The organism is Micromonospora sp. NPDC007208 (assembly GCF_042869175.1).
GTDB classification, from domain to species: Bacteria; Actinomycetota; Actinomycetes; order Mycobacteriales; family Micromonosporaceae; genus Micromonospora; species Micromonospora foliorum.
The window spans coordinates 384,000-406,207 of sequence record NZ_JBIAFG010000006.1; the positions used below are offsets into that span (position 1 = coordinate 384,000).

Here is a 22,208-nt window from a genome sequence, read left to right on the forward strand (position 1 = left end):
GGACTGTCCGCCAGTTGTCTGCACGTGCCGCCGCACTGACCTACGCTCCTGCCCGTGCTGAGAATCGGGGTCCTCGGTCCGCTGCGGGCGTGGCGCGGCGACGTGCCCGTGGAACTCGGTCCGCTGCGGCAGCGTGCCGTGCTGGCCCGACTGGCCATCATGGTCGATCAGGTGGTTCCGGTGGACCGGCTCATCGAGGACCTGTGGGCCGGCGACCCGCCACCGCGCGCCCAGGCGGCACTTCAGGTGTACGTGTCCAACCTGCGTCGGGCCCTCGAGCCGGACCGGCCGCCCCGCAGCCCCGCACAGGTGATCGTCACCGCCGCGCCCGGCTACGCGCTGCGGCTGCGGGCGGAGCAGCTCGACGCGGGGCGGTTCGAGGCGTCGACCCGCTCGGCGATGGCCGTGCTCGATGCGGATCCCGAGGAGGCGTACCGTCGGCTTGACGTGGAGCTGGCTTGCTGGCGCGGCCCGGCCTACGTGGAGTTCACCGACGAGGGCTGGGCCGCCGCGGAGTCGGCCCGGCTGGCCGAGTTCCGTCTGGTCGCCATCGAACACCGGGCCCGGGCGGCGCTGGCGTTGGGCCGGGCCGAACAGGTCGCGCCCGAGCTGGAGCGGCACGTCCGGGCGCATCCGCTGCGGGAACAGGCGGTCGCCCTCCTGGCCCTGACCCTGTACCGATCGGGCCGGCAGGCCGACGCGCTGGCCGTGCTCCGGCGGCTGCGCACCGAACTGGCCGACCAGCTCGGCGTCGACCCGAGCCCCGGCCTGCGGGCCCTCGAGACGGATCTGCTGCAGCAGGCGCCCTCCCTGGAACGGCCGACGCCTGCCACGCACCTCCGGCTCGCCGCGCCGCGATTCCCCGCCGCAGTCGTGGCGTCCGCTCCGGTGGACGGGGACCCGCTGCCCCGACCAGATGAGTTGGCCCGGCTGCGCGAGGCCGCCGCGTACGCCGTCCGGAGCGGATTCCGGATGTCCTGGGTGCTGGGCGACGCCGGCGCGGGAAAGTCGACCCTCGGTCGGCTGCTGGTCGGGCAGTTGACGGCCGACGGTTGGCGGACGGCCGTCGGCCGCTGCCCCGAGCTGGACGGGGCCCCGCCGGCCTGGGCCTGGGGTGAGGTGCTGCGCGCGTTGCAGACCACCGCTCCGCCGGCACCCGCGCAGGCCGACCGGCTCGCCACGCTGCTCAGCGAGGGCGGCGCCCCGCTGCCGACGGGCGGCGAATTCCACCTCCGGAGGGCGGTCGGCGACTACCTCGGCACCGTCGCCGCTGGCGGGCCGCTGCTGCTGGTCCTCGACGACGTTCACTGTGCCGATGGGGAGACCCTCCAGGTGCTGCGGCACCTGGCCGTCGCGTTGGTCGACCGGCCGGTACTGGTGGTGGCCACCTACCGTCCCCACGAGGTGAACGCCGACCTGGTCGCCGCCCGTGGCGCGCTGACCGGGGGGTGTGGTGAGGACGTTGTCCTCGCCGGTCTGTCCGAGACCGACGTCGCGGAGCTGCTGCGGCGCCACGGCGCGGGGATGGTGGGCCCGGACGTGGTCCGCGCGGTCTGGCAACGCACCGGCGGCAACCCGCTCTATGTCACCGAGACGGCCCGGCTGATCGCCGCGGAGGGACCGGCGGCGGCCGTCGCCGGGGTGCCGGTCGGTCTGCGGCACGTGTTGCGCCGCCGGCTGGCCCGGCTGCCGGCAGCCGCCCGGTCGACATTGCGGACCGCCTCGGTGATCGGCCAGGAGGTCGATGTCGACCTGCTGATCGAGGTGGTGGGCGGCCCGGAGGAGACGGTGCTGGACGGGTTGGAGGCCGGGCTGCTGGCCGGGCTGCTCGTCGAACCCGCTCCCGGGCGGGTCCGGTTCGCGCACGCGGTGATGCGCGACGCCCTCTACCAGGACATTCCGCTGCTGCGTCGCACCCGCGCGCACCACCGTGCCCTGGAGGCCCTGGAACGGCGTCGGCCCCACGACGTGGCCGGCCTGGGCCGGCACGCCCTGGCCGGGCTCTCCACGTCCACCGCCGAGCGGGCGTTGCGTTACACCACCGCCGCCGCCCACCACGCCACCGATCTGGACGCGCCCCGAGAGGCTGCCGCATTGTGGTCGGGGGTGGGCCGGGCGATTGCGCTGCTGCCCGAGACGCCCCTGGCGACCCGGCTGGCGGGCTGGTGTGCGCGAGCCGCGGCAACCGCCCGCGCCGGCGACATCCTCACCGCCCGGCAGGTACGCGGCGAGGCCGTCGCGCTGGCGGCCATGGCCGCCGATCCATCCGCCCTGCGTCGGGCACTGACCTGCCTGGATGCCCCGGTCGCCTGGACCGTCCGGCCGGACCGCGCGGTCGACACGAAGTTCGTCGCCGCCGTCGAGGCCGCGCTCGCTGCTCTCGGTTCGGACGCCCCGGTGTCCCGCTGCGAGCTGCTGTGCACCCTGGTCTTCGAGGTGGAGGGCGCCGACGACGACCGGGCCGACGAGGCCAGCCGCGAGGCTCTCTCGCTGGCGCGCGAGTCGGGGCAGCCAGGGCTGCTGTGTCGGGCGCTAAACGCCCGCTACTTCCCCGTGATGGCGCCGGCCCGGCGTGCCGAGCTGCCGGCCGTCGGCGAGGAGATGCTGCGGGTGGCCACTGCCCACGGGCTGACCGGGTACCGGGCCCAGGCTCATCACATCCTCTTCCAGGCGGCGCTGCACCGGGCCGACCTCGTCGACGCTCGCCGGCACGTCGACAAGGCGGTGGAGCAGGCCAACACCGGACAACTGGCACTGATGCTGGCCGTGCTGTCCTGGTTCGATGGGCTGACCGCGTTGCTCGCGGGGGACTATCCGCTCGCCCTGCGGCGCTACGGCGAGGCCGCGACGCGGATGGAACAGGTTGGCGGGCCCAACGCGCAGGCGATGGGGATGCTCGGCCGGTTCGTCGTAGGGCTGACCGGGGGTGGCGCGGCCCAGTCGGTGCCCGAGCTGCGGCAGGTGCACGCCCGGGTGCCCCAGGACAGCCACGACCTGCTCGCCCTGGCCCTGGTGGAGGCCGGCGATCTGGAGCAGGCGCGCGCCGTGTGGAAGCCGGAGCTGCCGATCCGGCCCGACTACTTCTGGCTGCTGTGGGCCTGCGTGCGCGGGGAGGTCGCCGCCCGGCTCGGGAACCGGACGGTCGCCCGCAAGTCCTATGCCGAACTGACGCCGTGGCGGGGGTGTTTCGCGGGTCTCGAAACTGGTTCGCTGTCGCTGGGTCCTGTCGACAACACGTTGGCGGCGCTGGCCGACCTGCTCGACGACCCGTTGGCGGCGGGTCGGCACCGAGCCGACGGGCTGAGCCTTGCACGGCGGGTCGGCGCGGTGCCGTGGGCGACGAGCGCCGCCGGTTGACGACGTCGCCGCGTGGGCCAGCGACCGGGCAGCCGGATCGTCCCACCGGCGCCGACCGTTCAGGCGATTTTGCGATACACGTCGATTAACAAATGCACTATTCGGCTGACGCCATTTCCGTCGAAGTGACGTCGCACAACGATTTGGGCGTGCCGACATCTTATGACCGGCACGGGCATCACGAAGCGGTGGTGATTGAAGAACCCGGGAATATTTCCCCATGCACATTCGATACTCATGGAGCGAAAAACGTTGCTGGCCCACTGTGGACATTGGAGGATCCGAGCCCAGTCAGACTCGCCGTACACTCTCCCAGCTCATCGCAGAAGAACAGTCGCTCGTCGGTGACCTCCTCGATGATGTCTTGGCACCTTCGTTGCGGCTTGAGCAGGAGTGCATCCGTACTCCGATATCACGGATCCGTGGAGCCCGCGGAAGCGTCCGGGTGAGCACCCCGACCGCGATCCGATCCACAGGCGCTCACCCGACGACTTCACCTGACCAGCACGCGGTACACCACTACAACGACCCCAAACAGCAGAGTAACCGGTAGTGGGTCTAGACCGGCTTCGGACTAACTGGGAAGCCAGATGTAAAGGTGGAACTCGCCCCCCGCCATAGGTCCACGACACTGGCCGCGAATACCTTTGTTGTTCCAGTAGTTATTGGCCGCTACATCACACGTCCCACGGCTAGGGTAGGAGCCGTTGTAAAACCAATCCCAAGCGACGACCGATTTGCTTTCTACCGGTTTGGCGATTGGGCCGGCCGTAGCCGGTGTGGCCGCCATGCCTCCCATGAGTGCCAGTCCCGTCAGGATCGCTGTCGCTGACACTTTCCGCTTGGTGAGGATGCTCATCCCTTACCTCCCTCTCATGTTGAGACGCACAGGACGGAGACGTCCTGCATGGGCTACATCGACCTGGCGCTTAGCCTGGTCTACGGCTGATGAGGCGAGGAAGGGCTTGAGCTGTGCGGAACAGTTCCGAACACGTTGTCTCGACCGCTACCCGCGGGCTGCCTGTCATGAGAGGGTGGTTCGGAAGGGCATGTCCGTGGTGGCTTTGCGCGGGGTAGAGGTCCTGCTCGTGGTGCTAGTACGACAGCCCGGGTTCGTTATGTAGATGTCGATTGATGGATAAGCTGTCCGCGTCGGCGGTAGTGGCTGGTCTTGGCGCGGGCTTGGTGCCGGCGCCGCCAGGTCGACCAGTGCAGCCAGTGGTCGAGGCTGTGGATCGTGTTGGTGATCATCCGGGTGAAGAGTCGTCGGATCTCGTTGAACGTCAACGGGATCAGTATCTGATCGGTGTGGCGCTCGCGCTCGCGGGCGGCGATCACGGTAAGGATGGCGTGGGCGAGCATGACCAGCGTGACGTGCCGGTACCAGGAGACCCAGCGGCGTACCTGCGGCTCGTCCAAGCCGATTGTCTTGCCGGTTTGGAAACAGGTCTCGACGTTCCAGCGGGTGCCGGCCACCCGGCCCAGGGTCCGCAGCGGTACCGGCTGGGGTGTCCAGCAGCGGTAGAAGACAAGTCATCGATGATCATTCGGCGGCCGCCTCTATGCTCGCCAACACACCGAGTCAACGTCCGGGCAAGTCGCGACATTGGCGCGCGACCCACCCCGCCATGATCGGCACCGCGAAGCCGCAACTACATTGCGGGCCAGCACGCCAGATCCCTACGATCTGCCACGTGACTGACCGCGAGCGCATCGGCACAACAACAGCCACCACGCGCGAGTGGCGAGACGAAGAGGGCTGGGGAGTCGTCGACTCACCCGATACGCCCGGCGGGTGCTGGGTGCACTTCAGCCACATCGACATGCCCGGTTACCGCGCCCTGACCCCGGGACAAGTAGTACGACTCGACTGGGAATCCCCTGGCCAGGATGGCTACGACTACCGCGCCGTCCGCGTCATTCCGTAAACCCAACAGCGAGCCGACGCCCCCGAACACCAGGTCAGGTCCAAGGACACAACCACCCGCCCTCGCATGCCGAACCACGCTCTGCTCATCGCTGGCCATCTACATAACGAACCCGGGCTGCCGTACTAGGCCGATCCGGACAGGCGGTGCCGGTGTCATCTCTTATGCCCCGGTCAATCGACGTTCGGCGAGGTCATCTCCCGCACGCAGGACATCGTCTGGCGACCGCGAGGTCGACGCCACCGGTTGGCACGCTCACGGATCCTCGTCGGCGGGCAGCTACCCAGCCGCAAGGCATCCCCGCTGAACTGCGGAGTACGGCGGCGACCGTCCCGACGGTGACTGAACAGGCGGGATCAGGTGCACCGACGAGGTCATGGGCCAGGGTACTCAGCGGACGTTGTTGGGTTGCCAGATCTGGCTGTGCAGGTCGGTGCCGCGGATGACCTGGACCCGCCACGGCGCCAGGTGCAGTACGTGGAGCTTGGGATCAGCGGGCCCCTGCCAGAACTGACCCAGGTCGTACCCGGCTCCCTGCGGGCTGGTCTGGCGGTAGAGGTGCCAGACGTGACGCTTGGTTTCCAGGTCGTCGACCCACTTGGCGACGGTATCGATGGCGACCGCGTTCTGGCGCGCGGTCCAGTAGGAGAAGGTGGTGTGGGGATTGTTGGCCAGATGGGCCGCCTTGACCGGGGTCTTGTAGGTGGCCAGCCACCCGACGGGCTGCCCGTCGACGATCTCCCAGACCGGGATCAGCACCCGGGCCCGTGGGCGCCCCATCCTGTCGACGGTGGTCATGGTGGCGTAGACGATGTCGCCGATGTAGGTGTTGAACTGGTCCTGGATCGCGGCGAACCGCTTCACTTCGGTGGCCATCGGATTCTCCAGTCGAGGTCAGACCGAGCTCTCGCCGCCAACGAGTGCGGGTGTGGGGACGGGCTCGGCGGCCGTACGGGCGGCGCGGAGGCCGAACGCTGTGATGATCGCGCCGAGGACCGCGGCGGCGACCGGGACGATGAGCGCGGCCCGGAGTGCGTCAAGGCCCGCCTGGGGTGAGTCGCCGTCGGCGAGCGCGGCGACGTTGACCGCGGTCACCGCCGACAGTCCGAGCGCGGTGCCGAACTGCATGGCCGTGTACAGCAGGCCACCGGCGAGTCCGTGCTCGCTTTCGTCGATCCCTTCGAGGGCGGCCATGGTCAACGGCCCGTACGCGAGCGAGAAGGCCAGGCCGAGCAGGGCCATCGTCGGCAGCATGGCGGCATAGGTCCAGTCGGGCCCGACCGGCAGGAAGAGCGCGTAGGCCAGGGACGCCAGCACCAGCCCACCGAACAGCACCCGGACGTTGCCGAAGCGGTTCACCAGCCTGGGTGTCAGAGTGGGGGCGAGCACCGTGTCGATACCGATTACCAGCATGGCCAGACCTGTCTCCAGCGCGCTCCAGCCGCGTATCTCCTGGAGGTAGAGGGTGGCCAGGAACTGGAAGCCGGCGAAGGAGAAGAGGAACAACAGCGCTCCTAGGTTGGCCCGGACCAGCGGTCCTGAGCGCAGGACGCCAAGCCGTACCAACGGGTTCGCCGACCGGCGCTCGATCAGCACGAAGGCCACCAGCAGCACCAGACTGGCGGTGAACACCGCGATCGTGACGTTCTGGCCGTTGTCCAGGTGTTCCAGTCGGATCACCCCGTACACCAGCAGCAACATCGCGCCGGTGATGCTGAACGCGCCGGTGAGGTCGAAGCCGCCGGTCGGGAGCGCCGGCGTAGGCGAATCCTTGAGCAGTGGGATCGCGGCCAGCAGGAGCAGCGCGGACAGGATGACCGGGGCGAAGAACACCCACCGCCAGCCCACCGCGGTCAGCAGGCCGCCGGCGACCAGACCGAGCGAGAATCCGCCGGCCGCCGTGCCGGCGTAGACGCCGAGCGCCCTGGTGCGCTGTGGGCCCTCGGGAAACAGGCCGGTGAGCAGCGACAACCCGGCGGGGGCCATGAACGCCGCCGCGACCCCGGTGGCGAACCGGGCGACCAGCAGCGTCCAGCCCTCGGTGGCAAATCCGCCCAGACCGGAGAAGATCAGGAAGACGGTCAGCCAGAACAGGAACATCCGGCGCCGCCCCAACAGGTCGGCGGCGCGACCGCCGAGCAGCATGAACCCGCCGTAGCCGAGCACGTAGGCGCTGACCACGCCGCTGAGCATCCCGGTGGAGAGACCGAGATCGGACCGGATCGCGGGCAGCGCGACGTTCAGCATCGCCACGTCGATCCCCTCCAGGAAGATCGCACCGCACAGCACCAGCAGCACAGCCCAGGCGCGACCGCCCATCCGGACGCTCGATGTGGACATCATTCGACTCCTCTCGGGAAACGCGGAAACAGGCCATGGTTCCCCAAGTGGATGCCGGTTCCCTCTTGTAACCAGCAGAATCGTCGAGCAGCATCGGTATCCATGGAAGACGGCACTTCAAAGTCCCCCGGTTACTGCCGGGATACCGACGGCGACTACGACGTTCTCCAGTGGGACACCCGGGAGGACTGCGAGGTACGGCAGATCCTCGACCGGGTCGCGGACAAGTGGTCGCTCCTGGTGATCGCCCTACTCGACCGGCGCAGGCTGCGCTTCACCGAACTGCGCCGATCGGTCGACGGGATCAGCCAGCGGATGCTCACCCGGACCCTGCGCCACCTGGAACGCGACGGCCTCGTCAGCCGTACGGTCCACCCGACGGTGCCGCCACGGGTCGACTACGAACTCACCGCCATGGGCGCCACCCTGCACGACACCATTCGCGCACTGGTCGCCTGGACCGAGGAGCACCAGAACCAGATCGCGACCGCCCGAGCGGCGTACGACGCCCGCGCCGTGCTCGAACGGGAGGCGACGGAGCAGGACGTCGCCGAGCGAAACGCCGTCGCCCGAGACGTCCTCGCCGGCCGGAGGGGCTGATCAGGTCTGGGTGCCGGGAGGCCGGTGCCGGGGTTGCCGCTCAGTCGGACCAGTCACACACCAAGGGCCGGCAGCGCCAGTGCCAGCAGGCCCAGCGTTGCCTAGGGCACGAGATAGAACAACGGCGGTCCCGTCATGCCAGCCAGATCGGCGATAGGCACGACGGCGGCGTGAGCACCAGGGCCACCACGAAGGCAGAACCGCAGCTCATGCTCCTCGTGGGCGACATTGGGAATGGTCGGACGAGCTGTAGCGGGATTCGGGATCCAAATCGCCGGCGATCTGCGTCTTACGTGCGGTTGTCGGGGCTGGTGACGACGACGTCCGCTGCGACGATCTTCACGCAGGTGCCTTTCTCGTGAGGGGTGTGAACGGGGGCCGGTCGTCCGGGAGAGGCGGCCCGGCGAGTGGTCACCGGCGCGGGGCCGGCCCGCTGGACTGCCGGATGGTCAGGTGCGTGGGCAGCAGCACGGTCTGACGGGACGGCGTTTCCCCCAGGTGCTCAAGGTGGTCCAGCAGCATCGACACCGCCACCCGGCCGGCCTGTTCGATCGGCGCGGTGAGGGTGGTCAGCGGGGGGCTGCAGAAGTCGGCGCCGAAGATGTCGTCGCAGCCCACCACGCTGATCTCGCCGGGGACGTCGACGCCGCGTTCGGCCAGCCGCCGCAGGATGCCGATCGCCAGCAGGTCGTTGAAGGTGATGCCGGCGGTGGCGCCGGTGTTCAGCAGCGCGTCCGCGGCGACCGACCCGGAGCTGCGGGACACGCCGAACGGTCCGACGCGGGCCGCGGTGAGGCCGTGTCGGGCCATCGCGGTCCGCATCGCCCGCCACCGGGCCTCGTTGGCCCAGGACGACGGCGGTCCGGCGACGTACGCGATCGCCCGGTGGTCCAGCGAGACCAGGTGCTCGACGGCCTGCATCACCCCGTCCGGGCTGTCGATGACGACGCTGCGCACCCGGGGGACGTTGCGGTTGACGGTGACGACCGGCAGTTCGGCGGCGATGACGGAGAGGGTCTGCTCGGGAAGGCGGGAGGCGGCGAGGATCACCCCGTCGACCGACCGGCGCACCTTGTGCAGCAGATGGTTCTCCAGCTCGGCCGAGTCCTCGGTGTCGATCAGCAGCAGGGCGTGGCCGGCGGCGCGCAGTTGTTGCTGCGCGCCGCGGATCAGTCCGAAGTAGAACGGATTCGTCGCGTCCGAAACGAGCAGGGCGACCGTTTCGGTACGCCCCGACGACAGCGCCCGCGCCTGGGTGTTGGGTACGTAGTTCAGCTCGCGGGCGGCGGCCTGGATGCGTTCCCGGGTGATCCGGTTGACCCGGTTGGGCCGGCTCAGCGCCCGGGACACGGTGGAGGCGGCAACGCCGGTGAGGGCAGCGATGTCGTTGATGGTCACGCGGCCCTCCCGGCGTACCGCCGCACGGGGAGAGGACGCATCTTCGGGGTTCATGCACATCAGCAGATCATCGATGGCAATTAATGGCAATCGGTTGCCACCCGGTTTCCATGGTTGTTACGTTTCCTCTCACGTTTCATCGAACCAGGGGAATTCCCGGGCGTTTGGCTATGTGTTTTCCACGCCATTCCTCTCCGGACAGCCACCACCCAAGGAGCAGAGATGAACGCCATCCGTGCGCTTCTCGCGGCGGCCCTGGCCGTCACGGTCGCCATACCCGTCACCGCCTGCGACCCCGGTAGCTCCGCCGAGGACGGCAGGACGCTCAACGTGCTCATCGCGGCGAACTCGATCTATCCCACGGAGCAGAAGCAGTGGTTCGCCGACGTCTCGGCGAAGTTCCAACAGCAGGCCGGGGCGAAGGTCACGTTCGAGACCTTCGCCAGCCCCACCGACGAACTCACCAAGATCCAGACATCGATGCTCTCCGGGCAGGGGCCGGACATCTATGCCCTCGGCACCACCTTCACCCCGACGGCATACTCCACCGGCGCCTTCGTCGACCTCACCGCCGACCAGTGGACGAAGATCGGCGGCCGGGACCGGTTCCTGCCGGCCACCCTCGGCATCTCCGGCCCGGACGCCACGCACGAGGTCGGCATCCCCTTCACCAGCCGCCCGTTCGTCATGGCGTACAACAAGGAACTGCTGGCCGCGGCGGGCATCGACAAGCCGGCCAGCACCTGGGACGGCCTGCGGCAGCAGGCCAGAGAGCTGACCGGGGCCGGCAGGTACGGCCTGGCCGTGGCGTACGGCGACGGCTTCGACCCGTGGAAGTTCATCTGGGCGATGAGCATCCAGGCCGGCAACCCGCTGGTCTCCGACGGCAAGGCGCGGCTGACCGATCCGGTCACGGTCAAGGCCTACCAGACGTACCTCGGTTGGCTCGCCACCGACAAGGTCGTCGACCCGGCGGCGACCGGCTGGAAGAACGCCCAGGCCATCGCCGCGTTCGGCGCCGGCAAGGCCGCCTTCCTGCCGATGGTCTCGGCGACCTCGAAGGTCACGCTGGACAAGTCCGCGGTCGCCGGCAAGTACGGCTACGCCGTCATGCCGACCGTCCCGCCGGGCGCCACCAGCCTGCCGTCGGGCGGCGTCGGCGCCACCAGCATCCTCTCCGGTGACAACCTGGTGATCGCCAAGTACAGCAAGAACCAGGACCTGGCGCTGCGCCTGGTGAACATGCTGACCACCGCCGAGTCGCAGGAGGCCTACTACCGGACCTTCGGCGAGTTGCCGACGAACGCGGAGCTGGCGAACCGGCTGGTCGCCGACCCGGCGCTCGCGGCCATCGTGGACTCCGCGTCGAAGGCGCACGGCACCCCGTTCCACGGCGGGTGGAGCAAGGTGCAGCTCGCGCTGGTCAACGTGGTCGTCCAGTCGGTGCCGAACCTCGCCGCCGGCAAGGTCGACGACACGTCCCTCAACGCCCTGCTCACCCAGGGCCAGTCCGAGGCGCAGGCCGCGCTCGACAAGGCGAAGTAGATGACGGTCAACGCCCCAGCGACCGCGGACGCTCCGGGCACCGGCGATGCGCGCCGGGCCGGGGTGGCCCGCCCGTCCCCGCCGCGTCGCCGTCGCGGCGCGACCGCCGGCGGTGCCGCGGTCTGGCTGCTCGCGCCCGGCGGCCTGCTCACCCTGGCCGTCATCATCGTGCCGTTCGTCGTCGCGCTGGTGATGTCGCTGCTCGACCTCGACCAGTACACCTTCCGGCAGTGGCTGTCGGCGCCGTTCGTCGGCGCCGGCAACTACGTCGAGGCGGTGGGCCGCACCAGCCTGCCGCACGCCATCTGGGTCAGCGGGTCCGCGGCGGTGATCGCGACGCTGCTCGCGTTGCCGCTGGGGGTCGCCGCCGCGCTGACCACCCACCTGCCGTTCCGCGGGCGGTCACTGATCCGGTCCCTCTACCTCATCCCGTACGTGCTGCCCGCCTTCGTCGTCGGCACCATCTGGCGGATCATCCTGCAACCCGACGGGGTCGCCAACCAGGGCCTGGCGACCCTGGGCATCGCCGGCGGGCTGTGGCTGAACGGGCCGAAGAGCTACCTTGCCCTGATCGTCGTGCAGGCCTGGTCGGGCTGGCCGCTGGTCTACCTGCTCGCCCTGGCCGGCCTGCAGGGCATCGACGACAGCCTGCACGAGGCCGCCGCGCTCGACGGCGCGCAGTGGCGGGCGAAGCTGCGCCACGTCATCCTCCCGCTGCTGCGCCCCCCGGTCGCGCTCGCCGCGATCATCTCGCTACTGCACATGGTGAACAGCTTCACCCTGCCGTTCGTGCTCTTCGGCGTCCCGAGCCCGCACGACGTGGAGGTGCTGCCGGTGCTGACGTACGTGGAGAGCTTCCAGAACCTGCGGTTCGGGCTGAGCGCGGCGATGGCCGTGATCTCGCTGGTGCTGATCCTGGTCCCGCTGCTGGTCTATCTGCGCACCGTCAGACTCGACGTGCCGGAGGCCGCCGCATGAACTCCGTGCTTCGCCTGCTGCCGCGACCACTGCAGATCGGCCTGACGGTGTTTCTGCTGACCATCGTCGGCGCGCCGGTCGGGTACGTCTTCCTCGCCTCGGTCAACACCGACCTGGCCGTGGCCGCCGGTGAGTTCTGGCCGGAGCGGGTCAGCGTCGACAACTACGTCCGGATCTGGTCGACAGTTCCGCTCGGCCGGGGGCTCGCGAACAGCCTGCTCGTCGCCGGCACGGTGGCGGTGACCTGCGCGGCGGTCGCGGTCTGCTCGGCGTACGTCCTGGTCCGGCACCGGTTCCGGGGTCGGCGCACCGTGCTGCGCGCGCTGCTGGGCATGCAGTCGATCCCCGGCACGCTGCTGCTCCTGCCGGTCTTCGTGCTCTTCGCGACGATCGGCAGCAGCCTCGGCGTGCCGACGATCGGCACCCGGTGGTCGCTGGTCGTCACCTACCTCACGTTCGGGCTGCCGTTCTCCACCTGGATCATGGTGACCTACCTGCGTGAGCTGCCCGGCGAGCTGATCGAGGCCGCCCGCGTGGACGGTGCCGGGAGCTGGCAGATCCTGCTGCGTGTCGTCATCCCGCTGAGCTGGCCGGGCCTGGTCGTCGCGGCGATCTTCGCGTTCCTGCTCGGCTGGAACGACGTGCTGTTCGCCTCGGTCATGACCGACGTGGACACCCGCACCGCGGCGGTCGTGCTGCAGGTCTTCGGCGCGGCGCAGGAGGGCGGGGCGATCCCGCCGTACGGGCAGATGATGGCCGCCGCCCTCGTCTGCGCGGCCCCGGTGGTCGCCCTCTACCTCGCCTTCCAGCGGTACATCGTCGGTGGGCTGACCGCGGGAGGTGTGAAGTGACGGCGTGGACGCTGTCCGGCTTCGGCGACGAGATCGATCCCGACCCGGCGGTGCAGCTCGCGGTGCTCGGTGCCCTCGGTGCCCGGCACATCGAGGTGCGCAGCGCGTGGGGCACCAACGTGGTGGAGCTCGGCGACGCCCAACTGGACGCCCTGGCGGAGGCGGTCGACGCGCGCGGCATGGCGGTTTCGGCAGTCGCGTCGCCCGTCGGGAAGGTAGACGTGACCACCGAGGACGGCGGTGAGCTCGACCGGCTGCGCGCCGCCGTGGCGGCCGCGCACCGGCTGGGCAGCCGGTACGTCCGGATCTTCTCGTTCTACCGCCCGGCTGGGGTCGCCCCGGCCGAGATCCGCGCGGCGGTGCTGGCGAGGATGCGGGCCTTCGCGGCCCTCGCCGAGGACTCCGGCGTCGTGCTGCTGCACGAGAACGAGAAGGACATCTACGGCGATGTGCCGCGGCGGGTCGCGGACCTCGTCGAGTCGGTCGATTCGCCCGCGCTGCGCGTCGCCTGGGACAACGCGAACTTCGTGCAGGTCGGGGTGCGGCCCTACGACGACGGGTACGCGCTGCTGCGCCCGCACCTGGAGTACCTGCAGGTCAAGGACGCGATCGCGGCCACCGCCGAGGTCGTGCCCGCCGGCCACGGCGACGGCCAGCTGCTGCGGACGCTCACCGCGCTGCGCGACGACGGCTATGCCGGCTTCGCCTCCCTCGAACCGCACCTAGCCAGCCAGCACGCCCTCGGCGGATTCTCGGGTCCCGCCGAGTTCGGCCGGGCGGCGCGCGCGTTCGTGAACCTCACCGCCTCGATAGGAGTGCATCTTCGATGACCGTCCTCAACGTCGTGATCACGGGCAGCGGGGTCATCGCCCGCACCCACGCCGGGGCCATCCTGCGGCACCCCGGACTGCGCCTCACCGCGCTCGCCGACCCGGACCCGCAGGCCAATGACCGGCTCGCCGGGTGGATCGGCGAGCAGGGCGGCCCGCCGCCGGCCCGGTACGCCTCGCTGGGCGAGGCCCTCGCGGCCGAGGCGGCGGACCTGGTAGTGGTCTGCACGCCCAGCGGCACGCACGCCGACCTCGCCGAGGAGGCCCTCGCGGCCGGCGTGCACGTGCTCGTCGAGAAGCCCCTCGATGCCTCCCTGCCGGCGGCCCGCCGCATCGCCCGGGTCGCCACGGACGCCGAGGCAGCCGGTCAGGTCTGCGCGGTGGTCTGCCAGCACCGGTTCGACCCGGCGAGCGTCGCGGTCGCCGCCCGGGTGCGCGCCGGCGACCTGGGGCGGCTCACCTCAGCGGTGGCCAGCGTGCCGTGGTGGCGGGGCCAGCGGTACTACGACTCGGCGGGCTGGCGCGGCACCTGGGAACAGGACGGCGGCGGCGCCACCATAAACCAGGGCGTGCACACCGTGGACCTGCTGCTGTGGCTGTTCGGCCGGCCCGAGGAGGTGTTCGCCTACACCGGCGTGCTCGCCCACGAGCGGGTCGAGGTGGAGGACGTCGCCGTGGCGGCGATCCGGTTCGCCGACGGGGCGCTCGCCGTGCTGCACGCCACCACTTCGGCGTACCCGGGCCTCGGCGTGCGGTTGCAGGTGCACGGCTCGCAGGGGTCCGCGGTGATCCACGACGACCAGCTGGAATACCTGCACACCGCCGACGGCCCGGACCCGTCCGCGTACGCCGACGGGCCCGACCGGTCCGGCGACGCCCTGCCACCGTCACAGCTGCGGGGGGCGACCAAGCCCGACGACGCCTTCGTGACCGGGCACCTGCGGCAGTACCACGACACGGTCGAGGCGATCCTCGGCGGCCGGCGACCGGGGGTCACGGCGGTCGAGGCGCTGCTCGACGTCGCCGTGGTCAAGGCGGTCTACCTCTCGGCGCACCTGCGTCGGCCGGTGTCGGTGCCGGCGGTGCTGGCCGGCGACTTCGACGACGTGCTCGCCGCCGTCGAGGGCTCCGCGGCCACGGTGTCGTCCGTCCTGCGAGCGGGGGTGGCGCGATGAGGTGGTCGGTGTTCACGGCGTCCACGCCGGACTGGACGCCGGAGGAGACGGTCGGGCAGTTGGCCGCGCAGGGCTGGGACGGTGTCGAGTGGCGGGTCACCGACCAGGAACCGGCCCGACCGCCCGGGTTCTGGGCCGGCAACCGGGCGACCGTCCCGTTGACCGGGCTGGAGGGTGAGCTGACCCGGATCGCCACGATCACCCGCGAGGCCGGGCTGACGCTGTCCGGGCTCGGGGCGTACGTGCCGGCGGCCGACCACGGCAACGTCGAGCGGGTGTTGGCCGCGGCCGCCGCGCTGGGCGCGGAACGGGTCCGGGTGACCATGCCGCAACTGGGCAGCGGCGACTATCGGGAGCTGATGGCCGGTACCCGCCGGGACCTGGCGTGGATCGCCGGGCGGGCGGCGGAGCACGGGGTGACCGCGCTGGTCGAGCTGCACCACGGCACCATCGTCGCCTCGGCGTCGGCGGCGATGCGGCTGCTCGACGGCCTGCCGCCGGAGCATGCCGGCGTCATCCACGACATCGGCAACCTGACCATCGAGGGGTTCGAGGATCCGCTGGCCGGTTTCCAGCTGCTCGGCCCGTACCTGGCGCACGTGCACGTGAAGAACGTCGCGTGGCGGGTGAGCGGCACCCGGGACGACGGGGGACCGCGCTGGTCGGCCGAGTGGGCGCCGTTGCGGGAGGGGCAGGCCGACCTGGCGGCCTATCTCGGCGCGCTGCGCCGGGTCGGCTACGACGGGTGGGTGACGGTCGAGGACTTCTCCACCGCCGTGCCGCTGGCTCAGCGGACCCGGGACAACCTGGCCTACCTTCGGGAGTTGGACTTTCGGGTACGCGCGGAGAATGCGGGACGCTGATTCCGTGAATTGATGGGAATTGACGCTCTGTGGTCGCGGTATCGATCGAATGTGGCAAATGTTGGCAACCGATTGTCGGGCACTGGTGGCACCCATAGTGTCCAGACAACCGCCACTGGTGCGCGATCCGTGGGCCATCGTCCAGGGCCCCTCGGTACCCGTCCCCACGGAGCCACCGCCGCCTGGCCGTCGGCGGTGGCTTCCATCCTGACCCCATCAGGGAGATGTCATGCAACGCTCCGTCAGCAGGGCGAGCCGGACCGGCAGACGCCGGTCCGCGCTCGCCGCGACCGTGTCCGGGCTGGCCGTGTTCGTCACCTACGCCCTCGCCGTGACCACCCCGTCCGCCACCGCCACCGCCACCGCCGCCGCAGCCGGCTGCGGCACCGCCAACGTCGCACTGGACCGGCCGGCCACCGCGTCGTCGGTGGAGAACAGCCGGCTGTCGGCGGCCAACGCCGTGGACGGCAGTGCCACGACCCGCTGGTCCAGCGCGTTCAGCGACCCGCAGTGGCTCCAGGTGGACCTCGGTGCCAGCACCGACGTCTGCGAGGTCCTCCTCACCTGGCAGACGTCGTACGCGAAGGCGTTCCAGATCCAGGTCTCACCTGACGGGGTCGGCAACTGGTCGTCGCTCTACTCCACCGCCACCGGCAGCGGCGGCACGCAGACCATCCCGGTCAGCGGCACCGGCCGCTTCCTGCGGGTGTACGGCACCACCCGGGCTACCGGCTACGGATACTCGATCTTCGAGCTGGTGGTGCACAGCGGGTCGACGCCCACGACCCCACCGCCCACGACCGGCCCGCCCATTCCCGGCGGGGGCGACCTCGGCTCCAACGTCATCGTGTTCGACCCGTCGATGTCGTCGTCCAGCATCCAGTCGAAGCTGGACCAGGTGTTCGCCACGCAGGAGACGAACCAGTTCGGCACGCAGCGGTACGCGCTGCTGTTCAAGCCCGGCTCGTACACCGGCCTCAACGCCCAGTTGGGCTTCTACACCTCGATCGCCGGCCTCGGGCAGAACCCGGCCGGCGTGCAGATCAACGGTGACGTCACCGTCGACGCGGGCTGGATGGCCGGCAACGCGACGCAGAACTTCTGGCGCTCGGCGGAGAACATGTCGATCACTCCGGTGTCGGGCCGTGACCGGTGGGCGGTGGCCCAGGCGGCGCCGTTCCGGCGGATGGACGTGCACGGCGGAATGACCCTCGCCTCGCCCAACTGCGGGTGGGCCAGCGGCGGGTACATCGCCGACAGTCGGATCAGCGGCACGGTCAGCCCGTGCTCGCAGCAGCAGTGGTACACCCGGGACAGTCAGGTCGGCGGCTGGAACGGCGGCGTCTGGAACATGGTCTTCTCCGGTGTGGCCGGGGCGCCCGCGAACACGTTCCCGACGCCGCCCTACACCGTCGTGCCGAAGACCCCGGTCAGCCGAGAGAAGCCCTACCTGTACACGGACTCGTCGGGCGCCTACCGGGTGTTCGTCCCGTCCCTGCGTACCAACAGCTCCGGCGTCACCTGGGCGGCCGGCAACACCGCCGGCACGTCGCTGCCGCTGACCCAGTTCTACGTCGCGCACCCGGGCGACTCGGCGGCCACCATCAACAGCGCGCTCGCGCAGGGCCTGAACCTGCTCTTCACCCCGGGGGTCTACCACGTCGGCCAGACCATCAACGTGACCCGGCCGGACACCGTCGTCCTCGGTCTGGGCTTCGCCACCCTCATCGCCGACAACGGGGTCACCGCGATGAACGTGGCCGACGTCAACGGGGTCAAGGTGGCCGGGCTGCTCTTCGACGCCGGCACCACCCGGTCGCCGTCGCTGCTCCAGGTTGGCCAGAGCGGCGCGAACGCGGACCACGCCGCCAATCCGATCTCGCTCCAGGACGTGTTCCTGCGCGTCGGCGGCGCCGGCCCGGCCGCCGTCACCAACGCCCTGGTGGTAAACAGCAACAACACGATCATCGATCACATCTGGGCCTGGCGTGCCGACCACGGCGCCGGGGCCGGGTGGACCACGAACCCGTCCGACACCGGCCTGGTCGTCAACGGCGCCGACGTCACCGCGCTCGGCCTGTTCGTCGAGCACTTCCAGAAGTACAACGTGATCTGGAACGGCAACGGCGGCCGGACCATCTTCTTCCAGAACGAACTGCCCTACGACCCTCCGAGCGCGGCAGCCTGGTCGCACGACGGCATCACCGGCTACGCCGCCTACAAGGTGGCCAACTCGGTGACCAGCCACGAGGCCTGGGGGCTCGGTAGCTACTGCGTGTTCACCGCCGACCCGTCCATCGCCGCCTATCACTCCTTCGAGGTTCCGGTCAATCCCAACGTCAGGTTCCACGACGTGCTGACGGTGTCCCTGGGCAAGGGTTCGATCACCCACGTCATCAACGACACCGGTGGCGCGGCCCTGCCGTCCTCCGTGACCCCGCACAACGTGATCAGCTACCCGTGAATCATCGAATGTCCGGCCGGCCCGGGTCGGCCGGACACCTCTGTGCGGGTTATTACGCGGCACCGTCGGCCAGCCCCTTTGGCAAACTGATGGCAACCAATTGTTTCAATCTCGGGCCATTGTTAGCTTTTGGAAATAGATGCTCGTTTCTACGTCCAAAGGAGATTCGATGAGCATGAGGTCGCTCTTGTCCAGAGCCGTTTCCGGAGGGCGTCGGAGAGCTGTCGCCAGGCCACTCGCCGCGGTTTTCCTGAGTGTCGTGGTAATCGCCGCGGTCGGTGGAAACGGCACAGCGTTCGCGGCGGACGACCCGCCCTTCGCGCAGTATCAGGAGGCGCACGCCAACTGCGACGTCAACCACCGGCTCAGCGACGACCCGATCGTCTTCCCCGGCCTGCCCGGTGCGTCGCACAACCACACATTCATCGGCAACCCCACCACCAACGCCAACTCCACCCCGCAGTCCCTGGTCGGTGGTGCCACGTCCTGTCAGGACACCCTCGACGCGTCCGGTTACTGGTTCCCGACGCTGTCGCAGAACGGCGTGCCGGTGCCGAACAGCATCGTCACCGTGTACTACAAGGCCGGCGTCAAGGACTACCGCACGGTCAAGCCGTTCCCGGCCGGGTTCAAGCTGCTCGTGGGAGACGTGAAGACGCCGGACGCGGCGCACTTCGGGGGCAGCTGGTCGTGCACCGGCTACAAGGGCAACGACTGGCCGGCCTCCTGCCCCTCCGGGTCGTCCCTGGTCGTGCGCCTCAAGGCGCCGAGTTGCTGGGACGGCGTGCACCTGGACGTGCCCGACCACAAGTCGCACATGGCCTGGCCGGTGAGCGGGGTCTGCCCGGCCGACCACCCCGTCCCGCTGCCGATGCTGGAGATCAAGCTCCCGTACAAGCTGGCGGGCACCAGCACCGCCGGCCTGGCATATTCCTCGGGGGCCAGCTACTCATTCCACTACGACTTCATGAACGGGTGGAATGCGGCCCGCCAGGCCTATGTCGTGGCCTACTGCATCAATGGGGGTCGGCAGTGCAACGGTTACGGTGAGGACCCCAAGAAGCCGTAGCGGTCAGGTGGCGTCGATCGTGGCCGGTGCTCGGTGTCGAGCGGGAGTTACCCGGCCACGATCGGCCGCGTCCGGTAGCGGGCTGGCCCCCGCGCCCCGACCATCCACCGCCGTCAAGATATTCATGCTGATCAATTAAAATTCGTTGACATCCGTGGTCGGCAGGGTTAAGAGTGAGTTACGTCGGAGAGCGCTCTCTCACGAGTTGGGCCCGAAGCAGTGACCCGTCGGTCCCGCCGCCGCCACCCCGAAGGAGTACCGATGAATCGGACTCTCCCCCCGTCCCTCACCCCGTTGTCCCGAGCCGGGCGCGGCCGCCGCCTCGCGGCCCTCGGCAGCGCACTGCTCCTGCTGCTCGGCGGGTACCTGGCGATCCTGGCGCCACCCGCCGCCGCCGCCGACGCGCTGCTGTCCCAGGGGCGGCCGGTCACCGCCTCGTCGACCGAGTCCGTGGCGTTCCCCGCCTCGGCGACCGTCGACGGCAACGCCGGCACCCGCTGGTCCAGCGCGTTCAGCGACCCGCAGTGGCTACGGGTCGACCTGGGTGTCTCCGCCACCGTCAGCCGGGTGGTGCTGCGCTGGGAGGCCGCCTACGCCCGCGCGTTCACCATCGAGACATCGCCCACCGGCACCGACACCTGGACGACGATCCACACCACCACAGCCGGCACGGGCGGCGTCCAGGACCTCGCGGTGACCGGCACCGGCCGTTTCGTCCGGGTCAACACCACCCAGCGCGCCACCCAGTACGGCGTGTCGCTGTGGGAGTTCGAGGTCTACGGCAGCACCGGCCCGCCGCCCACGACCCCGCCGCCCACGACCCCGCCGCCCGGCGGCGCGACGCTGCTGTCGTACGCCAAGCCGGCGGTCGCGTCGACCAGCCAGAACGACGGCGCGTGCTTCGGCTGCACGCCGGACAAGGCGTTCGACTACGACCCGGCGAGCCGCTGGGCGACGAGTCCCACCAACGGCTGGGTCGACCCGGGTTGGATCTACGTCGACCTCGGCGCCACCGCCACCGTGACCCAGGTCGTGCTGCAGTGGGATCCCGCGTACGCCAGGTCGTACCAGATTCAGGTCTCGCCGAACGCGTCCACCTGGACCACCGTCTACTCGACCACCACCGGGAAGGGCTTCAAGGAGACCATCGACGTGACCGGCACCGGTCGGTACGTGCGGATGTACGGCACCGCCCGCAGCAGCCAGTACGGGTACTCGCTGTGGGAGTTCAAGGTGTACGGCACCGGCGGCAACCCCACCCCGCCGCCGACGATGCCTCCCGACCCGACATTCCCGGCCACCCGGCTCGTGTTCGCCGACGAGTTCAACGGCGCCGTCGGCGGCAAGCCCGACCCGGCCAAGTGGACGATCGATCCGGGCACCGGCCAGAACAACGAACTCCAGTACTACACGAACAACGGTAACGCCAGCCTGGACGGCGCCGGCTCACTCGTCATCGAGGCCCGCCGGGAAACCGTCAACGGCCGCTCGTACACCTCGCACCGGATGAACACCGGCAACAAGTTCAACGTGCAGTACGGCCGGATCGAGGCCCGCATCCGGGTGCCGAAGGGCAACGGGCTCTGGCCGGCGTTCTGGATGATGGGCGCCGACTTCCTCACCGGGCGGCCGTGGCCGTACAACGGGGAGATCGACATCATGGAGGTCCTCGGCCGCAACACGCTGGAGGCCTACTCGACCCTGCACGCGCCGGCCTACAACGGCGGCAACGGGTACGGCCAGAAGTACGCGTCACCGGGCGGGGTCGACCTCTCCGGTGGCTTCCACGTCTGGTCCGCCGAGTGGGACAGTCGCGGTATCACCTTCAAGATCGACGGGCAGACGGTCTTCGTCGCCAGCAAGGCCACGGTCGAGTCGACCCGTGGGCCGTGGGTCTTCGACCACCCGTTCTACCTCATCCTCAACCTCGCCGTCGGCGGCGACTTCCCAGGACCGGTGGATGGCACCACGCCGTTCCCGTCGCGGATGCTCGTCGACTACGTCCGCGTCTACCAGTAGCCCGGCCGGGAAGAAGTCCTCATGTCCCTGCCATTCGGACAGCCTCGCCGGCCCCGCACCGGGCCGGCGAGGCTGTCCGCCCTGCTTGCCGGGCTGCTGCTCGCCCTCGTGCCAACGGACGGTTGCGCCACCGGGCCGGCCACGGAAAGGGCCGCGCCGGCCTCCGTCGTGTCGACCCCGGCCTCGGCGACGCTCGGCGGCACCGACGCGGCCTGGATCCAGTTGATGATCCCGATGAACGAACAGGTGCTCAAGGCGCTCGACCTCGTACCCGGGCAGACCACCGACGAGCGGATCCGGGACATGGCCGGGCGGATCGCGGCTGGCCGGCGCGCGGAACTCGACGACCTGAGGCGGCTGCGGGGCGGCGCGGGGCTCACGGCGGTCAACCAGCACGAGGGGCACGAGCTGCCCGGCATGGTGATCCCGGCCGACCTCGTCGTGCTGCGCTCACTGCGCGACGCGGCGTTCGACCGCGCCGTGCGGGAGACCCTGCGTGAGCACGTGGAGCAGGGCGCGCGGCTCGCGGACGCCGAACAGACCAACGGGGCCGATCCGGAGATTCGGCGGCTCGCGGAGCGGATGCGGCAGACCCGGGTCACCGAACTCGGCTGGCTCAGGCGGACGACGGCCACGCCGTGACCCTGTCCGCCACGTCGGACGCCGGTGGCACCGAGCGGGGGGGGGGGGCCCCCCCCCGCCCCCCGCCCGGGGGGGGGGGGGGGGCGGGCCCCCCCGCGCCCGGGGGGGGGGGGCGGGGGGGCGGCCGGGGGGCGGCGCCCCAGGAGAGC

The 22,208-nt window shown here is 70.3% G+C and carries 17 protein-coding genes; 13 read left to right on the plus strand and 4 right to left on the minus strand.

Annotated elements, in window-relative coordinates; translation table 11 throughout:
• Window positions 1-54: 54 nt before the first annotated feature.
• On the plus strand, window positions 55-3,357 hold the full coding sequence (locus ACFYL6_RS15855; RefSeq protein ID WP_387171689.1) for a BTAD domain-containing putative transcriptional regulator: 3,303 nt from the start codon (window positions 55-57) through the stop codon (window positions 3,355-3,357).
• 1,116 nt (window positions 3,358-4,473) lie between these two features.
• Here the strand turns inward: ACFYL6_RS15855 and ACFYL6_RS15860 are convergent.
• Entirely contained in the window at window positions 4,474-4,833 is a 360-nt protein-coding gene (locus tag ACFYL6_RS15860) for a hypothetical protein (protein WP_387171691.1), read from the minus strand.
• 218 nt (window positions 4,834-5,051) lie between these two features.
• On the opposite strand from ACFYL6_RS15860, the gene ACFYL6_RS15865 reads away from it, so the two are divergent.
• Window positions 5,052-5,285, plus strand: a complete 234-nt coding sequence (locus ACFYL6_RS15865) for a cold-shock protein (RefSeq protein WP_387171693.1) — start codon at window positions 5,052-5,054, stop codon at window positions 5,283-5,285.
• Window positions 5,286-5,675: 390 nt separating this feature from the next.
• Here the strand turns inward: ACFYL6_RS15865 and ACFYL6_RS15870 are convergent, their stop codons facing one another.
• Entirely contained in the window at window positions 5,676-6,161 is a 486-nt protein-coding gene (locus tag ACFYL6_RS15870; RefSeq protein ID WP_387171694.1) for a pyridoxamine 5'-phosphate oxidase family protein, read from the minus strand.
• Between the two features lie 18 nt (window positions 6,162-6,179).
• Entirely contained in the window at window positions 6,180-7,625 is a 1,446-nt protein-coding gene (locus ACFYL6_RS15875) for an MFS transporter (RefSeq protein ID WP_387171696.1), read from the minus strand.
• A gap of 102 nt (window positions 7,626-7,727) precedes the next feature.
• Between ACFYL6_RS15875 and ACFYL6_RS15880 the strand changes: the two genes are divergently transcribed.
• Window positions 7,728-8,225: a winged helix-turn-helix transcriptional regulator gene (locus ACFYL6_RS15880; RefSeq protein WP_387171698.1), complete on the plus strand. Its 498-nt coding sequence runs from the start codon at window positions 7,728-7,730 to the stop codon at window positions 8,223-8,225.
• A 411-nt stretch (window positions 8,226-8,636) separates the two neighbouring features.
• Here ACFYL6_RS15880 and ACFYL6_RS15885 read toward each other — a convergent pair whose 3' ends face one another.
• Window positions 8,637-9,623, minus strand: coding sequence for a LacI family DNA-binding transcriptional regulator (locus ACFYL6_RS15885; RefSeq protein WP_387171700.1), 987 nt, complete (start codon window positions 9,621-9,623; stop codon window positions 8,637-8,639).
• A 222-nt stretch (window positions 9,624-9,845) separates the two neighbouring features.
• Here ACFYL6_RS15885 and ACFYL6_RS15890 point away from each other — a divergent pair, with 222 nt between their 5' ends.
• The 10 genes from ACFYL6_RS15890 (at window position 9,846) to ACFYL6_RS15935 (ending at window position 22,059) form a co-directional block, all read left to right on the plus strand.
• Window positions 9,846-11,168 carry an ABC transporter substrate-binding protein gene (locus ACFYL6_RS15890; RefSeq protein ID WP_387171702.1) on the plus strand — a complete coding sequence of 441 codons (1,323 nt, stop codon included), beginning with the start codon at window positions 9,846-9,848 and terminating at the stop codon, window positions 11,166-11,168.
• Window positions 11,169-12,146, plus strand: a complete 978-nt coding sequence (locus ACFYL6_RS15895; RefSeq protein ID WP_387171704.1) for a carbohydrate ABC transporter permease — start codon at window positions 11,169-11,171, stop codon at window positions 12,144-12,146.
• Entirely contained in the window at window positions 12,143-12,997 is an 855-nt protein-coding gene (locus ACFYL6_RS15900) for a carbohydrate ABC transporter permease (RefSeq protein ID WP_387171706.1), read from the plus strand. Before ACFYL6_RS15895 ends, ACFYL6_RS15900 begins: the two co-directional genes overlap by 4 nt.
• Window positions 12,994-13,827, plus strand: coding sequence for a sugar phosphate isomerase/epimerase family protein (locus ACFYL6_RS15905; RefSeq protein WP_387171708.1), 834 nt, complete (start codon window positions 12,994-12,996; stop codon window positions 13,825-13,827). Before ACFYL6_RS15900 ends, ACFYL6_RS15905 begins: the two co-directional genes overlap by 4 nt.
• Complete coding sequence (locus ACFYL6_RS15910) at window positions 13,824-15,002, plus strand: Gfo/Idh/MocA family protein (protein WP_387171710.1); 1,179 nt, start codon at window positions 13,824-13,826, stop codon at window positions 15,000-15,002. The genes ACFYL6_RS15905 and ACFYL6_RS15910 overlap by 4 nt, the downstream gene beginning before the upstream one ends.
• Window positions 14,999-15,865 carry a sugar phosphate isomerase/epimerase family protein gene (locus tag ACFYL6_RS15915; RefSeq protein ID WP_387171712.1) on the plus strand — a complete coding sequence of 289 codons (867 nt, stop codon included), beginning with the start codon at window positions 14,999-15,001 and terminating at the stop codon, window positions 15,863-15,865. Before ACFYL6_RS15910 ends, ACFYL6_RS15915 begins: the two co-directional genes overlap by 4 nt.
• 229 nt (window positions 15,866-16,094) lie before the next feature.
• Window positions 16,095-18,329, plus strand: coding sequence for a discoidin domain-containing protein (locus ACFYL6_RS15920; protein WP_387171713.1), 2,235 nt, complete (start codon window positions 16,095-16,097; stop codon window positions 18,327-18,329).
• A 259-nt stretch (window positions 18,330-18,588) separates the two neighbouring features.
• Window positions 18,589-19,398 (plus strand): DUF1996 domain-containing protein, encoded by an 810-nt coding sequence (locus tag ACFYL6_RS15925; protein ID WP_387171715.1) that lies wholly within the window; start codon window positions 18,589-18,591, stop codon window positions 19,396-19,398.
• A 261-nt stretch (window positions 19,399-19,659) separates the two neighbouring features.
• Window positions 19,660-21,417 (plus strand): discoidin domain-containing protein, encoded by a 1,758-nt coding sequence (locus tag ACFYL6_RS15930; RefSeq protein ID WP_387171717.1) that lies wholly within the window; start codon window positions 19,660-19,662, stop codon window positions 21,415-21,417.
• 21 nt (window positions 21,418-21,438) lie between these two features.
• Entirely contained in the window at window positions 21,439-22,059 is a 621-nt protein-coding gene (locus ACFYL6_RS15935; RefSeq protein ID WP_387171719.1) for a DUF305 domain-containing protein, read from the plus strand.
• Window positions 22,060-22,208: the final 149 nt, after the last annotated feature.